Genomic DNA, 16,251 nt, shown 5'->3' on the forward strand with positions numbered 1-16,251 from the left:
CTACGCCGCCGCGCAGTGAGGGCAGCGGGGGAAGGGAGGTGCCAACAACTGCAATGCTCGGCTGGCCTGTTGGGGTACGACTCCGTTGCCGAGTGCGGTGAGTTGTGCTGGCCGGCCGAGTCCTGGCGTTGCCGTGACCCAGCCTGGGTCCAGGCCTTGCATCCACTCCACGAACTCGGGCCGGAGCCGGCCTGCCGCATCGGTGGGTGGCGGCGCGGGGCGGGTGAGCATCTCCCATCGGGTGATGGCGGCTGCGTATGCTCCCCATCGCTGGTCGGCTCCCCGGGTTCCGGAGCCGCTTCCGTCCAGAGCGGCAGAGCCACAGCCGGCAGAGGCGGGCGCCACTCCGTGCCCAGTCGGCGTTCCGGGGTGTCCGTACGGCCGGCCTGCGATGTGGGCAGCAGCGATGCAGCCGCACTGGGCAGGGTCATGTCCCCGTTGCCGTACCGCTGGTTCGGTGAGCCCTTGCTCCCGTCCGACGCCTTCGGAGTCGGCAGCAGCCACTCGACCTCGTCGGCCAGGTTCGGGCCGTGGCCCCCGCTCTTGCGCTTCGTCGGATGCTGGGAGCCGCCGTTCTTCCCGATGTTGCTCGTCGGCGTCTTGAGCAGGGTGTCCGGCGGGCCAGGCGGCGAGGAAGGTTCGCTCGCGGCGGTGCGGTGCCCCGATGTCGGAGGCGCGAAGCACGAGCCATTTCGCGTCGTCCCCGAGGTCGGCCAGGGATCCGAGTACGGCACCGAGTGCCCGCAGAGGAGGCTGACCTGCGGTGTCTCCCAGACACCACGGGCAGAATTCCACGTCGCCAGGGGAACCGGCGGGTGAGGTGAGGAGGCCGCGCACATTCTCGATCACGACCAGGCAGGGGCGGAGGGCCTGGACCGCACGGGCGACGTGCAGCCACAGCCCGGAGCGGGTGTGGGAGTTGAGTCCGGCTCGTCGGCCGGCGACCGAGACGTCTTTGACAGGGGAAGCCCGCCGTGAGGACGCACACCCGGGGGACTGCGGACCAGTCGACGGCTGTGATGTCGCCGAGGTTCGGCACCGCGGGCCAGTGCCGGGACAGGATGCGTGAGGCATCGGGATTGACCTCTGCGTGCCAGGCCAGGGTGCCGCCGAGGGCCGACTGCACGCCCAGGTCGAGACCGCCGTACCCCGAGCAGAGCGAACCGATCGGCGGGCGGGCGAGCGCGGAGTGCATGCCGCCGGCCTCGCGCGATCCGGCCCGGGGAAACTGCTGGCGGGACGGCGCCGCGCGCAAGGCACGGACGTCCGGGCGGGGGGTGTTGTTCACAGTGACTTCCAGAAGGAGAGCGGGGGAGGACAGGGAGTAGTCAGTTGTGGCCGCGCGCCGGTGACCGCCGGGTGCCAGGGGCGGGCGCCGGGTCAGAGCGAGTCCGGCTCGGTGAGACTGGATTCGGCGCGCTGCGGGCGAGGGCGGCATGCGCTCGTGAGAGGGGTGGAGGTTCTGGGGTACGAACCGGCGGCGTAGCTGGGCGCCGGCCGGTTGTGCTGTGCCAGCGGGTCCGTACCTCGTCGAGCGGGCCGAGTGCGTGCAGGGCGTGGTTGATGAGCTGACCGGGGGAGAGCGCCTCGTCCTCCGCCAAGACCCGCACGTCGCGCGCAGCTGTAGCCGCGGTGCGGATCACGGATGAGGCCAGGACCTGTTCGCCGAGCCATTCGGCGCTGCCTGCACTCACGTCGTCGCAGATGGCGCTGAGGTGTTCTGCCGTGAGGGTGCCGTCGGCCAGAAGTCCACGGCGCTGGGCTTCCCAGAGCAGGGTGATGCGGTCGACGGGTTCTCCTCGGTGGTGCAACGCTCCGAGGCAGCGGTAGAGGTGTCCGTGGATAGGGTCGGTGAAGTCGCCCGGCCGCAGCCAGCCCACTACCTCCTCCATGGCCGTCGGCCGGTCAGCCAGGATGGCCAGGAGGAACCGCTCGTCCTCGCCCGCTTGATCGTCGGCCCGTACCGGCGACGGGTCGGCAGGGGCGTGGGCCGGGGGGACCGAGCGCGGTTCGGTCCCCCAGCGCTGGGCGAGTTCGCTGAGTACGCCGGACAGAACGTCCGCTTGAATCAGGGATCCTTCGACCCGTCCCCGGCGGGCATCGGCACGGGCCGCTTGATGCAGGCGGATCGCGTGCCGGGTGATGGTGCGGTGGATGGCGCCCTCCAGCACCATGCGGCCGTACACCGGGGCGTGGGCGACGCGCGGGCAGGCGGAGACCAGAGAGTGCGCATACACCGCGGTCAGTCCCCGGACATGGAGGCCGGCCTCGTTGACCGCGTCGGTCACCCAAGACAATGGGACGGCTCCCTCGGCGGCCAGCGCCGGATGACCGTCGCCTCGGAGCTTGCGCAACGCGGCGAACAGCGCCTGGTGGACCGGCCGGTCGAAGTGCTCAGGGGCGAGCCAGTCAAGGTGCGAGAGCTGGCCCGGGTCGAGCAGGACCGCGCCGAGTACCGCCTGCTCCGCACTCAGGAGCGGGTTCATGGCCGTTCCCCTGATGCGGGGGAGTCGCTCTGCCGTGTATGCAGTTCCGCGACCGCTTGATCGGCAGCGGTCACCGCTGTGGAGAAGTCGTTTAGCGTGCTGGTGAAGTCGGGGTCGGTGGCGAGCATCGAGCCGGCCCTGCTGACCAGCCACCACCGGCCGTCGTGCCGGACGACCGGGGAGAGCATGAGCTGCCTGGCCCGCGCCGGAGGGAAGGCGGGGTTCGGTGAGGACACGAAGGGACTCCTGATCAAGTGGGGGAGGGTCAGACCGCGAGGGTGTGATCGCTCTGGGCCGGGGTTCCGGAGCGGCAGGACCAAGGCGAGCAGCCGTCCGGCTCGCCGTTCTCCAGCTCGGCGTCCGCGAGCGCGTCGAAGATGTCGCCCTGGCGGCCGGACCACTCGTGGGCAGTGACCCGGTCGATCGGCGCCTGGTCCAGGGGGCGGCGGCTGCGGTGGAGGTATGCCTGACCGAGCAGGGGTTTGCCCTCGGCGGTGGCGCGCGCGTTACCCGATCGGATGGCGGCGTCGAAGGCGACGACGTCCTGCCACTCGTGTGGGGACTCGTCCCGCAGAGCCCTCCACTGGGCGTTGCCGTGGTACGGACATCCCAGGCACGCACTCTTCGGCGTCTGACCGAACCCGCGTGAGCGCAGGAGCCGCAGGCAGTCGGACCGGGAGAACCCGTTCTCGATCAGCGGGTGGCGGTTCTTCATGTAGGCGACGTCCGCGTCCTTGGCCCGGTGGAACTCGTCCACCGAGATGCCGATCCACTGCTCGACGTGGACTCCGGCGGGGATGCGCTGCGGGTAGGGATACCCGAGCAGCTCGCGGACCTTCTCCTTGATCGGCCGGACCTTGTACTGACTCGTGCACTGCCGCCGTGACATCCCATCGCCGCCATCGGCGTTGAGGATGTGCAAAGGCATCGACGCGAAGCGCTTTCCAGGGTCGAGCGCATCGGACCGGATGTTCCCGGAGGAGACCCGCAGGATCGGGATGCCGACCGGTTCCGCAATCTCCCGTTCGATCCGGACGAGGTGCTCGTAGACGCTGCGGGGCTCCCATCCCGTGTCCGCGAAGATCGCCACATCCAGGCCGGGCAGGTGACCCTCGGCGGCCATGAGTAGAAGGCAGGTCGACTGGACGCCAGCTCCGAGCGAAAGCACCTTGAGTGCGGGGACGTTCATGTCGACAGCTCGAAGTCGTCGGGGTCCGTGGCCTTCGCCAGAGCGCGCTCGGTGATGGCTTTCGTCGCACGGGTCGATGCCGGGCCGACCACCCTCGCGGATGGTTCCTTGTACCAGGGCTTGAGGTCGAGCATCGCGACCCGGATGCCGGTGGCCAGGAGCAACGCCTTGCCCTTGGGCAGGGCGCGGATGGCGTCAGGCGGAAGGATGCGTTCGGTGCGCATGCTCACCGAGGTGGATTTACCGCTCTCGCTGGTGGAGACCGAGGTGGTCTGGACGTCGTGGTCACCGACCTGACGGCTGAGGCGGTCGGCGAAGTCCGCGTCATCGATCCCACTACCGATGATCTTGATGGTGGCTGCGGACCACAGGGCGTCCATGCCGGCCTCGCCCCAGCACCGCTGGCCCTGGCGGTAGGACTGCAGGATCGTCATCGGGATGACGCCGCGGCTGCCCAAGTGGCTGTAGAGATCGGGGAGATCGCTGATCTTGCAGACGTTGGCTGCTTCGTCGAGGACGCACAGGGCGGGCGGGTCGAGCCGTCCGCCGGAGCGCTCGGCGACCACTACGGCTGCGCGCATCACGGCGTCGGCAGCAGCGGCGATGATCGCGGAGGCGCTGCCTCCGCCGTCCTTGCTGAGGAGGTACAAGGTGTCGCAGGAGGTGGCGAAGGCGAAGGGCTTGAACTCGTCAGCGCTCTTGCTGGGGGTGACCCACGCCGCGACCTCGGGGTCGAGCAGGCAGCTCGCATACTGCCGCGCCGTCTCGTAGATCCCGTCCCGGGTCTCGGTTGCACCGGAGACGGTGCCCTGAAGCTGGGCGGCGACCGCATCGTGGCCGGCATCGGTGAGCAAGTCGACCGGCGTCCGGTCGGCGGGGGAGGCGAGCCACGCCAAGACGTCGGTGATCGGCCGGCGCTGACTGGCGGCAGCGAGGAACAGCGCACCCAACGTGTTCGACGCGGCGGTGGACCAGAAGTCGGAACCGTTCGAGTCGTCCACGCTGGCGGCGACGAAGTGCCCGGCCAGGCGTTTGGCTCCGGCCAGGTCGCGGGCGTCGGCCAGGATGTCCCACCACATCTCGCGCGGATGGTGCGCGATTTGCTGAGGATCCAGGGTCCAGATCGTGCCGACCTCGGCTCGGGCGTCCACCGTGGCGGTGAACGCGTCGTTCGCCGCCTTGTTGCTGGTGAGCAGCACCGGGCCGGGTGCCGCGAGGATCGCCGGGATCGCCAGTCCGGAGGTCTTCCCGCTGCGCGGCGCCATGATCGCGACGAGGACGTCCTCCCAGGACGCGCGGACATCGGCTCGCCCCGGGGACAGGGTGCCGAGCAGGATGCCGCGGTCAGCCGGAGCGACCTCTTTTACTCTCCCGGCCGCTCAGGGACGGCCGCAGGCTCTTCGCCTTCACGGTGATCTCCTTGTTCAGCAGCGGCGCCAGGTCGGTCTTGCGGGCGAGTCCGGTCTTGGAGCCGGAGCGCCAGCGCGTCCACAGGACTATGCCGGTGGTGATCAGGGCCAGGGTGAGCAGGCCGGGAACGATGCGGGCGCCGAGCAACAGGGCGGTCGTGCTCAGGGCCGGCCACAGCATGTCGGGGTGCAGCAGAGCATCGGTGGTGCGGAACGGGGCCCATGGGCCTTTGCCGACAGCGGCGTTGGTGAGGTTGCCGGTCAGCCAGGCCAGGGAGCCGAAGGCCAGGGCGGCGCCGAGGACGCCGAACAGGAGGTAGAGGAGCGCGTCGGTTCCGGTGGTGGTCGACGGCGCGCTGGTGCGCGGAGAGGGCACGGTGGTTCCTTGGGTGTGCGAGCGGGCGGGGCGGGGCGCGCTCGGTTCTCGTGCAGCTCACGGGCCTACTCCTGGGGGATTCAGCGGAACGTTTCAGCGCGGACCGGTGCCGGCTGCCGGCGTACACGACGGCAGATTCACGGCGCGACCGACAGCGTCAGGTCGTCGGAAAGAGCAGCGAGTCGGTGCCGGGCCGTGTCGGGGCTGTCGGCGGTGACGATGAGGAAGCCGATGCGGCTGGTGTCGAGGTCGCCCGCCGGCGGCAGTACGACCCGCTCTCCGACCTCCCGGAGCCAGGTCACCTGGTACAGCCACGGGTGCTCCGGACCAGGGACCATCGCCAGGCTCCGCGCCAAGAGGACACCGCTGGCCGGGGGATAGACGATCTTGATCGCGGCGGTGGTGTGTGCCGTCGGCGTCAGGTCGGGAATCTGCCCGCAGGCGACATCAGCAGCGATCCGGGGCAGGTCCAGGCCGGTGGCGAGGCGGACGAGCGTGCCGATCAGGTCGCCGCCGATCCGCGAGTTGACCTCGATGATCCGCGGACCGGACGTGGTGAGGCGCATCTCCACGTGCTGGACACCATCGGTGACTCCCAGCGCCCGGACAGCCTGGATGGCTACGGGAGCGACCTCGGGAAGGAGCGGGTCACCGGCATCGACGGTATGGCCGACTTCCTCGAAGTACGGAGCGAAGTCGACCTCCTTGCGAGTGACGGCGAGCGCCGTGGTGACCCCGTGCTGGGTGACGCACTCCACCGAGATTTCCGGGCCCGACAGGTATTCCTCGACCAGTACGCCGCTGCCCTCCGGACCTTGCTTACCGGCTCCAGCAGCGGCGAACTGCCAGGCCCCGGGCAGCTCCTCGGGCGCATCGACGCGGACCACACCGATGCTGGCCGCGTGAGAGGAAGGCTTGAGAACGACCGGGAACCCGGTGCGAAGCGCGGCGACGGATGCCTCGGCCAGGGTGTCGACACGGGTGGACGTGGCCGAGGGCACGTTGCGTTCGGCGAACAGACGGCGGCTGGTCGCCTTGTCCCGGCAGGCGGTCATCGCCGACGTGGTGTTGCCGGGTAGGCAGAGGCGAGCGGCGAGTTCGGCGGCCGGCACGAGTGTGTACTCGTCCCAGGTGACGACACCGAGGATGGGGTGGCGAGCGGCCAAGGCCAGGCCGGCAGCGACCACGGCGTCCGGGTCGTGGGTGTCGGCGACCTCGTGGTCGACCACCAGGTGCTGCTGCCAGGAAGGCGGCTTGGTGTCGATGACGGCGATCGGGTACGCGGCGGCAGCCTGCTCGACGCAGTAGCCGCGATAGACGGGATCGGATCCGCCGACGACGATCAGCAGCGGGCGAGTGGATCGGAACATGGGAAAGACCTCCATGGGGCGTGGGCGGGAAGAGCGGAGAAGCGAACTGGGCGTGCGCGGTCGGGAAACGGCCCGTCAGCGCGCAGGCGCTGGCTGGGGGACCTGCTGGTGAAGTTCAGGACCCTGTGGACGGTCTGGTTCGCAGGCGGTCCGGTGCCGTCGCAGACCGGCGAAGCAAGCAGTCAGCGCTAGGCCCTGGAGAGCGGCGCAGGCCAGCAGGAGGCGTGAAATCCCGGCGGTGGGGACGATCGCGATCAGGGCTCCGGCCAGCGGGAGCGGCAGCAGCACCAGGATGATCGTCACCGCCAGAGTCGAGCCGAACGCCTGGACCGGGATGAGCCGGGACCGCAGCGTGCGCAGCACGACGGTCATCGCACCTTCGCCGGCCATGACCAACGCCACTGCTGCGGTGTATGCCCCGAAGTTCGGGGCCAGGGCAGTCGCCAGGCATGCCGCGGTTGAGACAGCGGCTGCCCCGGCGCCGACTGACCAGATGCCGAAGCGGTCGATCGCACGACGGCTGGCCCACACAGCAATCAGCGAAGCAACGGCTGCCGCGCTCCAGACCGATCCCACGGCGGCGGTGGAGTAGTGGAAGTGGTGGATGACAGTGATCGGGGCGGCGGCCTGCAGGACGCCAGTGGCCAGGTTGGAAGCGATGAGACCACCGACCAGCCAGACAAGTGCCGGTGTCCGGCGCAGGGTTGCCCACCCGGTCAGAAGACTGCCGGGCGCAGGGCGATGGTCCGTGGCCTCTGCAACGCCGGATGCGGTCGAGGCAGCGGTCAAGGCCAGCAACGCGACCACGCTCAGCAGCACGGTGGTGCCGGCCAGGAGCAGCAGGCCCCCCAGAAGCGGACCGACGAGCATCGCGCCCTGGTCGATCCCGGTCTGTGCGGCCTGCACGCGGTGGGCCGTGGTACCCGCCAGGCGGCACGACGCGGCGCCCAGAGTCTCCACCGCGACGAAGGAGACCTCCGCAACCAGCCCGGACACAGCGCCGAAAGCCAGGACAACAACCGTTGGCACTGTTCCTGCACTGGGCAGGAAGAACAAAACCACCCCGGCAACGACGACCACGGCGGTGCGGGTCAGGTTGGACATCCGGAACACACGCCCGGCGCCCCACCGGTCAACCAGTGACCCGGCGAAGGCGAAGGCAGCCAGACGAGGCGCCCATTCGAGGAGAAACGCAAGACCGGTCAAGGCGGTGGAGCCCGTGGTGACCAGGACCAGCAGCGGTATGGCGTAGGTAGCCGTCGCACTGGCCAGAGCGTCGGCGGCCCGCATGACGTAGGTGCGCGACAGCCCGACGATCCGGGGAGGCGAAGGGATCATCACGGTCACCGCGTCCGGGGGGCGGGGGCCTGCGACGGAGGTGTGATCGCGCCGGCGTTCACTGCCCCGGTGCTGAGAGTCGAGGAGTCCTTGGCCCTGGCCGCTGCGGGCGACGTGGTCAGCGCGGCGCTCTGATGGTCGGGGACTGCCGCGGACTGTGTCCGCGTCTCGGCCTGTTCCTGGGAAGCGACGCCTACCTGGAGCAGCGCGGCTCCGGAGTCGACGAGTTCGGACTGGGCGTCCCTGACGTACTCGGAGGCGTAGTCGAACCGGCGGGCGAGGTGGTATGCCTCGCTGTCGAGGTCCTGGATCTGCTCACCCGTCACCTCCAGCGCTTCCCGGACGCGTTCCAGGGCACCGTGCTCGGGGTGGAGGTGTTCGACGGCCGTCCGAAGCTCTTCACCGTTCACGGCAGACCTGATCTGATCGGTGAGTCGGAGGATTTCCGCTCCGGCTGTGTAGGGCCCGAGCGGATAGGCCTGGGCTGTCTCTCGCGTGGTGTCGAGGGAGGGGTCCAGGTCGACGCCGAATCCGGCGGCGCGCAGCAGCTGGGCCGCGTAGGTAGCGGTGGCGGGGCGCAGAGCGCGCGGGACTGCGGTGGGAAGGCGATGGCGTCGGCCGTACCAGTCCTCGATCTGCTGGAAGCCAGCGTGCTTGAGAAGTGTGGCGGCATGGTCGTTGGTATCGCCCTTCGCCGACACGCTGCCGCTGGGCTCGGCGGTGATGATGGAGGGTGCAGGCACGTGGGTCTCCTGGGCGGGGGATTCCGGGTGGACAGAGGTGGACAGGTGGCCCAGCTCGGCCGCGATGCGGTGGCACTCGGTCTCCAGGTGAAAGGCGTCGCGGTAGGCGTTGTGGAGGATGCCGTCCTCACGAGCGAGGGTCGCCACGACGTGCACCTGCCGGGGCTGATCGCGCAGGGCGATCCACCGGCAGGCGTCCGGATCCCCGTCGGGGGCGACGCCGGTGACGGCCACCAGGCGGCGGGCGACCGCGGCCCACTGCGCGTCGGTGAGATCCGGCCGTTGCGGGTTGGAACGCACTGAGCAGAACCACGTCGGCCGTTCGGGTGCCCGGGACCCGAGACGTTCGACCGGAGCGTCGAGGGCCTGGGCCAGATAGGGCAGTGAGCCAGACTCGGCGAGAAGCTCGATGGGGGCTCCACGCCCGTCACCCGCGATCAGCCTGGGGCTGATGTGACCACCGCGCTCGGCCAGCTCGTACAGGGACGAGAACAGGCCAGCGGTGCTGCTAGCGCGCTGCAGGTGGGCAATCACGTCTTCAACCTCGAACGGGGAAAGGTGAATGGGCGCCCGGAGGTTCGGGCTGTCAGGGAGAGAGGATCCGCAGGATCCGCGATTTGGCGCGGCTGGAGATCGCTGGTAGACGTCACCGATCACTCAGTCGGCATTGAGCCAGCACTGCTGCTTCGGCGGGGAGGGATGTCTGGCGGAACCTTCAGGCAGGTACAGCAGTTCGGTGTGCGCGTTGGCAGCCGCGCTCCGGAGCGGAAGGGTGACCTGTGGGGGTGTCGACGAGTTACTCATCCCTGTGCTCGAATACCACCATGGCGACACCGGGCCACGCCCCGTAACCGTGTGGGGCAATCTGCGCTTCGACTTCTCGACGGTCTCGGTAGAACTGGCGCCCAGTCCCTGACGCCCCGCGCTGGCCGCGATGGCGCGGACGTTGTCTTCGGTCCGAGGCCGAGGCCCCGCCAAGACCAGCGCAGATCGAGGCGGGGCATCGAACGGTCAGAAGCGCGGGTTATCCGTTGGCCGCTCGGCCGCGGTAACGGCCTTCAGGAGCTCGGCGAGTTCGTCGGTTCAGACGAGCGCTGGTCGATCCACCACCCCGCGCGAGTGATGGTGCGGGCGGACTCCTCTATCTCCCCCCATGCCGTGTCGCTGGTCCCGCCTTCAAGGACCAGATCGGTGCAGCCGGCGGCCAGAACCTGGTGGCGACAGCGCACACCCCAGGCAACTGCTCGTTCTGTCGCTTCCGCCTTCTGCGTCGTCTCAGCGTGTCCTGCGGATGGCGTCTGTGGCCGCGGAGGCGATAGCGACGGGAGCGCTGGAGGGCTGGGGAAGGTGCAGCAAGGTGGTCCCCGGCAAGTGGCGGGACTCCGCGGTGAGGGTGAGCTGGAGTACGGCGCAGCCGGCGGTCGTGAGCTGCTTGACGCGGGTGACGGCTTGAGCGGTTTCGTCGCTGCCGTACTGGGCGTCGGTGACGATCACGAGGAGGCGGCCGGCGCCGGGGCGGCTGAGTTCGAGGCCGTGGTCGAGTGCGTCGATGGCGTCGCCGAGGTTGTGGTGGCCGCCGCTGGCATCGAAGGTCGTCACGCGCTCTGGTGCTCGGTGGGTGGGTCGGGTCAATGCGGTGAGGTGCATGTCGTAGGCGATGGTGGCGGTGAGGGAGTCGGGGTCGGTCAGGGCTGCTGCGCGTGCCACGATCCAGGCAGCGGACGCGACGGGCGCGCAGGCGGCACGCATGGAGCCGGAGACGTCGACGGCGATCCCCACACGCAGCGGTGGGGTGGGGGAGTTCCGGCGGCGGGTGTGGGTGAACGGTTCTGCGGTGGGGACCGATCCGGCCGCGCGCTGAGCGTCGCGGGCGAGGGCCGCGCGCATGTTGAGGCGGCCGGGCGGGGTGGGGCTGGTGGTCCGCTCCTCGGTCCGCTCGCGGTAGGCGGCGGCACGCAGGGCGCGGCTCAGGCGCGCGGCGGCACTCTGCTCGGCGGCGGTGGGCCTGCGGGTGCCGGTGACCGGGTTGCCGTAGGGCGCCGGTGTGCCGTCGGGGGTGACGGTGGTGCCACGGGCGTTGAAGACCGACTTGGCGGTGGCGGCGGCTTTGCGTCGCTGGCCGGCCCGCTGGGCGCGGTTCTGAGCCTGCGCCTTGGACTGCGTGGCCATGGCGTTGGTCGCTGCGGCCTGTGCCGCGAGGTCGGCGGCGTCGGTGGCTGCCGTGCTGTCCATGACGACCCCCACGGCGCCGGACAGCAGATCGGTGAGGTTCCCTGGCACGGGCAGGGCGGGGGCAGCGGTGTCCAGAGCGTCGCACCATTTCTGAGCGTGCGCGAGCATGGTCGTGGCGTCGTGGTCGGCGCACTGGTGGGCTGCGGTCCAGATGCGGGTGAGTGTGGCCAGCAGGTCTGCGCCCAGCACCTTTTCGCACAGATCGGCGACGGCCCGGGTCTCGCCGGCGTCCAGGATGCCGACGTCACGGCGGCCGAGGACCAGGGCCGCCACGGCGGCGGCGTGCTCGATGCCCTGGAGGGTGGGGTGGGCGATGTCGGGCATGACCAGGGTTCGGGCACTGGTGCGCAGGTACGTGCGGTCCGTGGGCCGCGCGATCAGGTGTGCGCCTTCGACACGGCTCTCCTCCAGCAGGAGCGCGGCCTCGACGACGCGGGGGTCCGCTCCGGCAGGCTGCGTCCAAACGGAGTGGGCCGCGTGCGCGGCCTCGTGGACGAACACTCCCCAGGCGGCGGGATACCGCTCCTCGTCGCCCACGATCCGCGGATTGATCTCGTGGGGCTGGAGCGGGGCGAACAGGCCGGCGTCGAACTCGACCTCGCCCAGGGTGGGGAAGAACGCGGCTGGTGCGCCGCTGCGCGTGCCGGGGCGGCAGGTGACAAGGAGGTCCTGGCGGCCGGAGAGGTCGACCAGTCGGTCGCCGAGTTCGGCTCCCACGCGCAGCCACGCGTCCGGGGAGGAACGGGGTTGCGCGGGCGGGGCGCCGTCGTCGTCCCAGCGCGCGAGGTCGGCGTCGTCGTCCCGGGTGGTGGCGGGGGACTGGACGTGGTGGTGGGCGCTCATCGCGAGCGGCCCCGGTGCGCGGAGCCGGTGCTGCCCGGGGGCTGCCGGGCAGCTGAGGCGGGGAGCTGCTTGCCGAGGGTGAGGGGCGCGATCTTCTTGACGCCGACAGCCTTGATGACGGCGTCGGCGACGATGTCGCGATCCTCCACAGGAGCGATGCCGACCAGGTTCGCCAGCGCGGCATTGGTGCCGAGGACTGCCTCGGTCTTCTGGTAGCTCAGCAGCTCTCGCAATTGGGGGGCCCAGCCCAACTCGCCGAGTTCGACCTGGCGGGCGAGGTTCCGGGCGACCCGGACCACCCGGGCATCGATCCTCAAGGCGAGGGCGAGGTCGTAGTCCGTGCCGATCTGGATTTGCACGCTGAACCGGGACGACAGCGCCTCCGTCAACACCGCTCCGTGGACGCCGGGATTGTGGCCCGCCACCACGTAGAAGCCTGGCTCGGCCTTGATGGTCTCGCCCTTGTGGGCCTTGACCTGGATCTGCCTGCGCCCGTCCATCGCGGGATACAGCGCCGCCAGGACCTTCGGTGAGATCAAGGTGGCATCGTCGATCAGCAGGGCGCGGCCCTCGGTCATCGCGGTGACCAGCGGACCGTACTGGAAGACGTAGGCTCCCGCGTCGTCCTGCGTGTACTCGCCGATCAAGTCGCCGACCGTGGTGTCGCCGTCACCGGCGACGGTGAGCAGGTCCGGGAACGCCGCCTCGACCAGACTCGTCTTGCCGGTGCCCGGAGGGCCGTAGAGCAACACCGGCACGTCGGCGTCCCGCAAGCGATTCAACGCCTCGACGTCGGGCAGATCGGCCAGCTCCCGGGGGTGGTAGACCTGGCCCCCCGCGCGGCGGATCGGGCCGGTCTGCTTCGGCGTGGCTGCTGCGGGAATGGTCGTGCGGGCCGTGGCCGCCTTGGCGCGGGGAGAGTGGGTGCCCGGTGGGCTGATCACAGCGGTCTGCGCGGCTGCGGCGGATTTCGCGTTCGCGTGGAACTTCGGTTGTCCGGTTCCTCCTTGGTCGGCCTCGCCGCGCCGCACCAGGGTGAGGGCGGCGTTGCGGACGGCGCCGTGGGAGTGGCCCAGCTGCCTGGCCATGTCCCCGATGGTGAGCATGTCCGCCGGCCGGTCGGCCAGCAGTCGGGCCACCTTGGCCCGTAGCTCGCCGCCCTTGGTGCGCGCTGGACTGGTAGGCGTTCCGGGTGTGGTCAAAACGAGGCCCCCTTCAACAGGTGCGGGTGCGGGCGGGGTTGGCGATGCACTGGAGAGGCTGGCCGCTCTCGGAGCGGATCACGGACTGTGCCGACATCGGCGACCGGGCCAACCAGGGCGTACCGGCGGCGCTCACCGGCCGACCGAGGGCTCGGTCCAGGTGCACGGGATGGCCGGCGACGAGCAGCTCGCTGGCTGCCGAGCAGGCCCGTGCGTCCGCTCCGTACCGAGTTCCGTCGCTCGGCAGGCGCAGCCTGGCGTCTCTTCGAAGCCGGCCTGGAGCAGGATCCGCCGGGCGGCGGTGTTGTAGCCGGTGGTGGTGATCTCGCCGGTGATGGTGTGCCGGATCGTCATGAACGGCTCTGCTGGTGCTTCGGGCAAGGCGGATCTCCTATCGGTGGTGGCGGGAAAGCGGTGGGGTGTTGGGCGAAGGCGAGGCGAGCCCGGAACTTCCATCACATCAACGGTGCGTGGCTGGACCACGAACGATGCGCAATGACAGCCGACATGCTCCAGGGCGGGCCTCACCGCCCCGCAGCTACCTGACTCGCCTTTCCGCACGTTCTGATAGCCGGGTGTACCAACAGGTACGCGCTGTCGTCCGCGACGGCGGCGACGACGCCGAGGTCGGGGTGGATGCCGAAGGCCACGTCGGGTTCGGGCTGCGGCATGCGAGGTGTCCTGTCTTGGGGCGGATCATCGGGGGCGGGAGAAGGCGATGCGGGGGTCGACTGGCCGGACCGCTGCGGGCGTGGCGTCCTGGCGCTGGACCGGCGCCTTGCCGGGGAGGCCGGTGCGGGCCGGGCTGGCGGCGAGGGCTGCGGAGCTCATTGGGTACTTGGCTGTGGTGCTGCCCTGATTGCGCTCGCGGTGCGAGGCCCTCGCGGGCGCAGGACGGCGGCGCGTTGCCACGTCCTGGGCGAGGCGGGGCTCCACCGCGACCTGCAGATCGGATCGGTGTATCGACACTGTGGCGCTGGCGACCCTTTCCAGCGCCACGCTGCGGTCGGAGGCGACGGGCAGCGTGTAGATGTTCAGGTCCGGGTTCAGCCGCCAGCCGTGGTCTTCCAGGATGATCCGGCCGTCAGGCGAAGAGGAGTGGTCGCTGGTCGCCGCGACGATGCCGAGCTGAGGGTGCTCGGCGAACGCGACGTCGGGATCGGTGTGAGGGCGCTCACGGGCGGGAGCCGTATTGCTGGCGAGCGAGGGGTCGAACGCGGCATCCACGTCTATCTGGTAGCCGGCCCTGCGCAAGAGTGCGACAGCCCGTGTGGCGCGGCCCTGCCCGTCCTGTAGCTGGTTGGCCAGCGTGTACAGCGTCGGTTGGTCCGGGACAGGGTGGAAGTCGAGCACCTTCAGCATCCATGTGCTGGCGTCGAGTTGCTTGGGGCTCGTAGCGACGATGCCGTAGTCGGGGTGGCGGCCGACGGCGATGTCGGGGAGCGAGTCGTAGTGGGTGGGCATGGCAGATCCATCCGGTGGAGGCTCGGGGGCCGGGGCGGTCGAGGGCCGGGACGGTTCTGTTGCGGCGGGTCATGGAGGACTCCGAGACGGGAAGCGCGGTCAGCGACCGGGGTACGGACGAGGGGCGAGCGGGTGGCAGCGCGTGGTGCACGGCCGGCGCGGCTGGTTGCGGTGTGGGCGTCGACAACTGGGCTGTCGGAGAGCGGGCACGAGCGGCCCTCGCTCGCGGCGTGCTACAGCCCGCCCGTGGCATCACGTCGATCTGATCAAGGCGGCGAGTCGATCGCGGCGAGCAGACGTGAAACTCTGCCGCCGTGATGCGCATGCGGGCCGTCCGGCTCCGAGTCGTAGATCGCTTCGTGGACTGCGGAGTCGTCAGGATGCCCGCGGGTCACCAACCAGCTCTCCGGCTGCCCGGGTGGGTGCTCGGTCGACGGCCCCTGCGGTGGCGAGATGATCAGCGAACCACCGTCGGGGATCCCGACATGGACGATGTACTCGCTGAGGCCGTACTCGACGGTGCACCCGAGACCACGCTGCCGAAGGGGAGTGGTGACGTGTCCGTACCCGTGTTCCCGATCCGCGGCGCCAGCTGTGGACTGTGCAGGAGAGTTGCTGCTGTCCGCGGTGAGGGGCGAGCCCTCCGTTCGCAGGGACATCAGGGACTGGTCGGGGTGCGTGGGCCCTTCCTTGGCCGGGTGCCCCAGCAGCCGATGACGTGCATCGCAGACCGTGGGACGGTAGAGGTTGTGGTGTTCCGCGAGGATCCGGGTATCGGCCGGTTTGGTGCCGCCGGGACTCGGTGCTAGGGGAGTCAGCGGGAACGTCGCGGGGGCGGCGGATGGGACGCGGGCGGCGCAGTAGGCGACGCAGTGGGAGTTCCGTGCTTGCCTGGTGTGGATCGGGCGAGGGCGACCTGGGCACGTGCGGCCTGCGCAGGCCGGTCTGCGTTGTTCCGGTTTGCCAGGTAGTCGCTGGCCCGAGCGAGCGCAGGGCCTTGGTCGGACAACGCGGCGGCAAATTGCCAGCCTTCGGAGTTGCGGATCTTCTCCGCCTGGCCGGCGTACAGCTCTCGCGAACCGGGTTGTGAGGCGTCCATGAGCGCCAGTACCTGATCCCATTCGTCCCGGATCTGGGCTGCTCGCTCCAGGCTGGTGTCGATGCCGCGCAGCCGCCCGAGGTCCTCACTGATCGGCCCGTTTACATAGTCGGACCCGCAGGCGGCGGCGCGGACGCCGGCCAGTACCTCGGGACCGTGGTCGAGGAAGACCTCGACGTGCTTCCACGCTTCGGCGTCCCGCTTCACCTTGCTCTCCGGGTAATTCTCCCCGTCGATAGACCATTTGCAGGCCCCATCAGAGGAGTTGGAGGCTGCGTTCCAGGAGTCGGAGGCCTGTTTGATGCCGTCGGCAGCGGCGGCCAGCACCGGGATGTGCTGCTGCCACGTCTTGTGGCTGATGGTGGGGGCAGCAGGGGCTTCGGCGGCGGAATCCATGCGCGGTCCTTGTGTCTGGCTGGCTGCCTTTGCCACGGAGGCGGCAGCGGGCTGGGTCGTCGCCGGACGGTGGGCGATGAAGGTCCAGGTTCGGGTGGCTGACA

13 protein-coding genes and 2 pseudogenes are annotated in these 16,251 nt (G+C 70.1%); all 15 read right to left on the minus strand.

Going from position 1 to position 16,251, the window contains the following annotated elements; translation table 11 throughout:
• The 15 genes and pseudogenes from ACLQ2N_RS02260 to ACLQ2N_RS02330 all read right to left on the minus strand — a co-directional run bounded on the left by ACLQ2N_RS02260 (nt 1) and on the right by ACLQ2N_RS02330 (nt 16,147).
• A complete protein-coding gene (locus ACLQ2N_RS02260) occupies nt 1-1,074 on the minus strand; it encodes a DNA cytosine methyltransferase (RefSeq protein WP_261991715.1) in 1,074 nt (357 codons plus the stop codon).
• Nucleotides 1,016-1,438: pseudogene (locus ACLQ2N_RS02265) on the minus strand (hypothetical protein); the annotation flags it as partial. The gene ACLQ2N_RS02260 and the pseudogene ACLQ2N_RS02265, both read right to left, overlap by 59 nt.
• Nucleotides 1,329-2,486 (minus strand): DnaB-like helicase N-terminal domain-containing protein, encoded by a 1,158-nt coding sequence (locus ACLQ2N_RS02270; protein ID WP_148020875.1) that lies wholly within the window; start codon nt 2,484-2,486, stop codon nt 1,329-1,331. The pseudogene ACLQ2N_RS02265 and the gene ACLQ2N_RS02270, both read right to left, overlap by 110 nt.
• Complete coding sequence (locus ACLQ2N_RS02275) at nt 2,483-2,722, minus strand: hypothetical protein (protein WP_261991716.1); 240 nt, start codon at nt 2,720-2,722, stop codon at nt 2,483-2,485. Before ACLQ2N_RS02275 ends, ACLQ2N_RS02270 begins: the two co-directional genes overlap by 4 nt.
• Before the next feature lie 29 nt (nt 2,723-2,751).
• The gene (locus ACLQ2N_RS02280) at nt 2,752-3,675 is read right to left on the minus strand and encodes a hypothetical protein (protein WP_148020876.1); all 924 of its coding nucleotides are present in this window, start codon (nt 3,673-3,675) and stop codon (nt 2,752-2,754) included.
• Nucleotides 3,672-5,460 (minus strand): annotated as a pseudogene (locus ACLQ2N_RS02285) (type IV secretory system conjugative DNA transfer family protein). The gene ACLQ2N_RS02280 and the pseudogene ACLQ2N_RS02285 overlap by 4 nt, the downstream one beginning before the upstream one ends.
• 137 nt (nt 5,461-5,597) lie before the next feature.
• Nucleotides 5,598-6,830 carry an ATP-grasp domain-containing protein gene (locus ACLQ2N_RS02290; RefSeq protein ID WP_148020879.1) on the minus strand — a complete coding sequence of 411 codons (1,233 nt, stop codon included), beginning with the start codon at nt 6,828-6,830 and terminating at the stop codon, nt 5,598-5,600.
• A 75-nt stretch (nt 6,831-6,905) separates the two neighbouring features.
• Complete coding sequence (locus ACLQ2N_RS02295) at nt 6,906-8,168, minus strand: MFS transporter (protein ID WP_363068007.1); 1,263 nt, start codon at nt 8,166-8,168, stop codon at nt 6,906-6,908.
• 5 nt (nt 8,169-8,173) lie between these two features.
• Nucleotides 8,174-9,445 (minus strand): hypothetical protein, encoded by a 1,272-nt coding sequence (locus ACLQ2N_RS02300; RefSeq protein WP_261991719.1) that lies wholly within the window; start codon nt 9,443-9,445, stop codon nt 8,174-8,176.
• Between the two features lie 741 nt (nt 9,446-10,186).
• Nucleotides 10,187-11,986, minus strand: a complete 1,800-nt coding sequence (locus tag ACLQ2N_RS02305; protein ID WP_363067952.1) for a hypothetical protein — start codon at nt 11,984-11,986, stop codon at nt 10,187-10,189.
• The gene (locus ACLQ2N_RS02310; protein WP_363068005.1) at nt 11,983-13,125 is read right to left on the minus strand and encodes an AAA family ATPase; all 1,143 of its coding nucleotides are present in this window, start codon (nt 13,123-13,125) and stop codon (nt 11,983-11,985) included. Before ACLQ2N_RS02310 ends, ACLQ2N_RS02305 begins: the two co-directional genes overlap by 4 nt.
• A 195-nt stretch (nt 13,126-13,320) precedes the next feature.
• Nucleotides 13,321-13,542, minus strand: coding sequence for a hypothetical protein (locus ACLQ2N_RS02315; RefSeq protein WP_148022197.1), 222 nt, complete (start codon nt 13,540-13,542; stop codon nt 13,321-13,323).
• 170 nt (nt 13,543-13,712) lie between these two features.
• Complete coding sequence (locus tag ACLQ2N_RS02320; RefSeq protein WP_326657787.1) at nt 13,713-13,859, minus strand: hypothetical protein; 147 nt, start codon at nt 13,857-13,859, stop codon at nt 13,713-13,715.
• Nucleotides 13,860-13,884: 25 nt separating this feature from the next.
• A complete protein-coding gene (locus ACLQ2N_RS02325; RefSeq protein ID WP_363067950.1) occupies nt 13,885-14,652 on the minus strand; it encodes a hypothetical protein in 768 nt (255 codons plus the stop codon).
• A gap of 814 nt (nt 14,653-15,466) precedes the next feature.
• Nucleotides 15,467-16,147, minus strand: a complete 681-nt coding sequence (locus ACLQ2N_RS02330) for a hypothetical protein (protein ID WP_148020882.1) — start codon at nt 16,145-16,147, stop codon at nt 15,467-15,469.
• Nucleotides 16,148-16,251 lie beyond the last annotated feature (104 nt).

Source organism: Streptomyces sp. DT224, from assembly GCF_049844595.1.
In the GTDB taxonomy this organism is placed as follows: domain Bacteria; phylum Actinomycetota; class Actinomycetes; order Streptomycetales; family Streptomycetaceae; genus Streptomyces.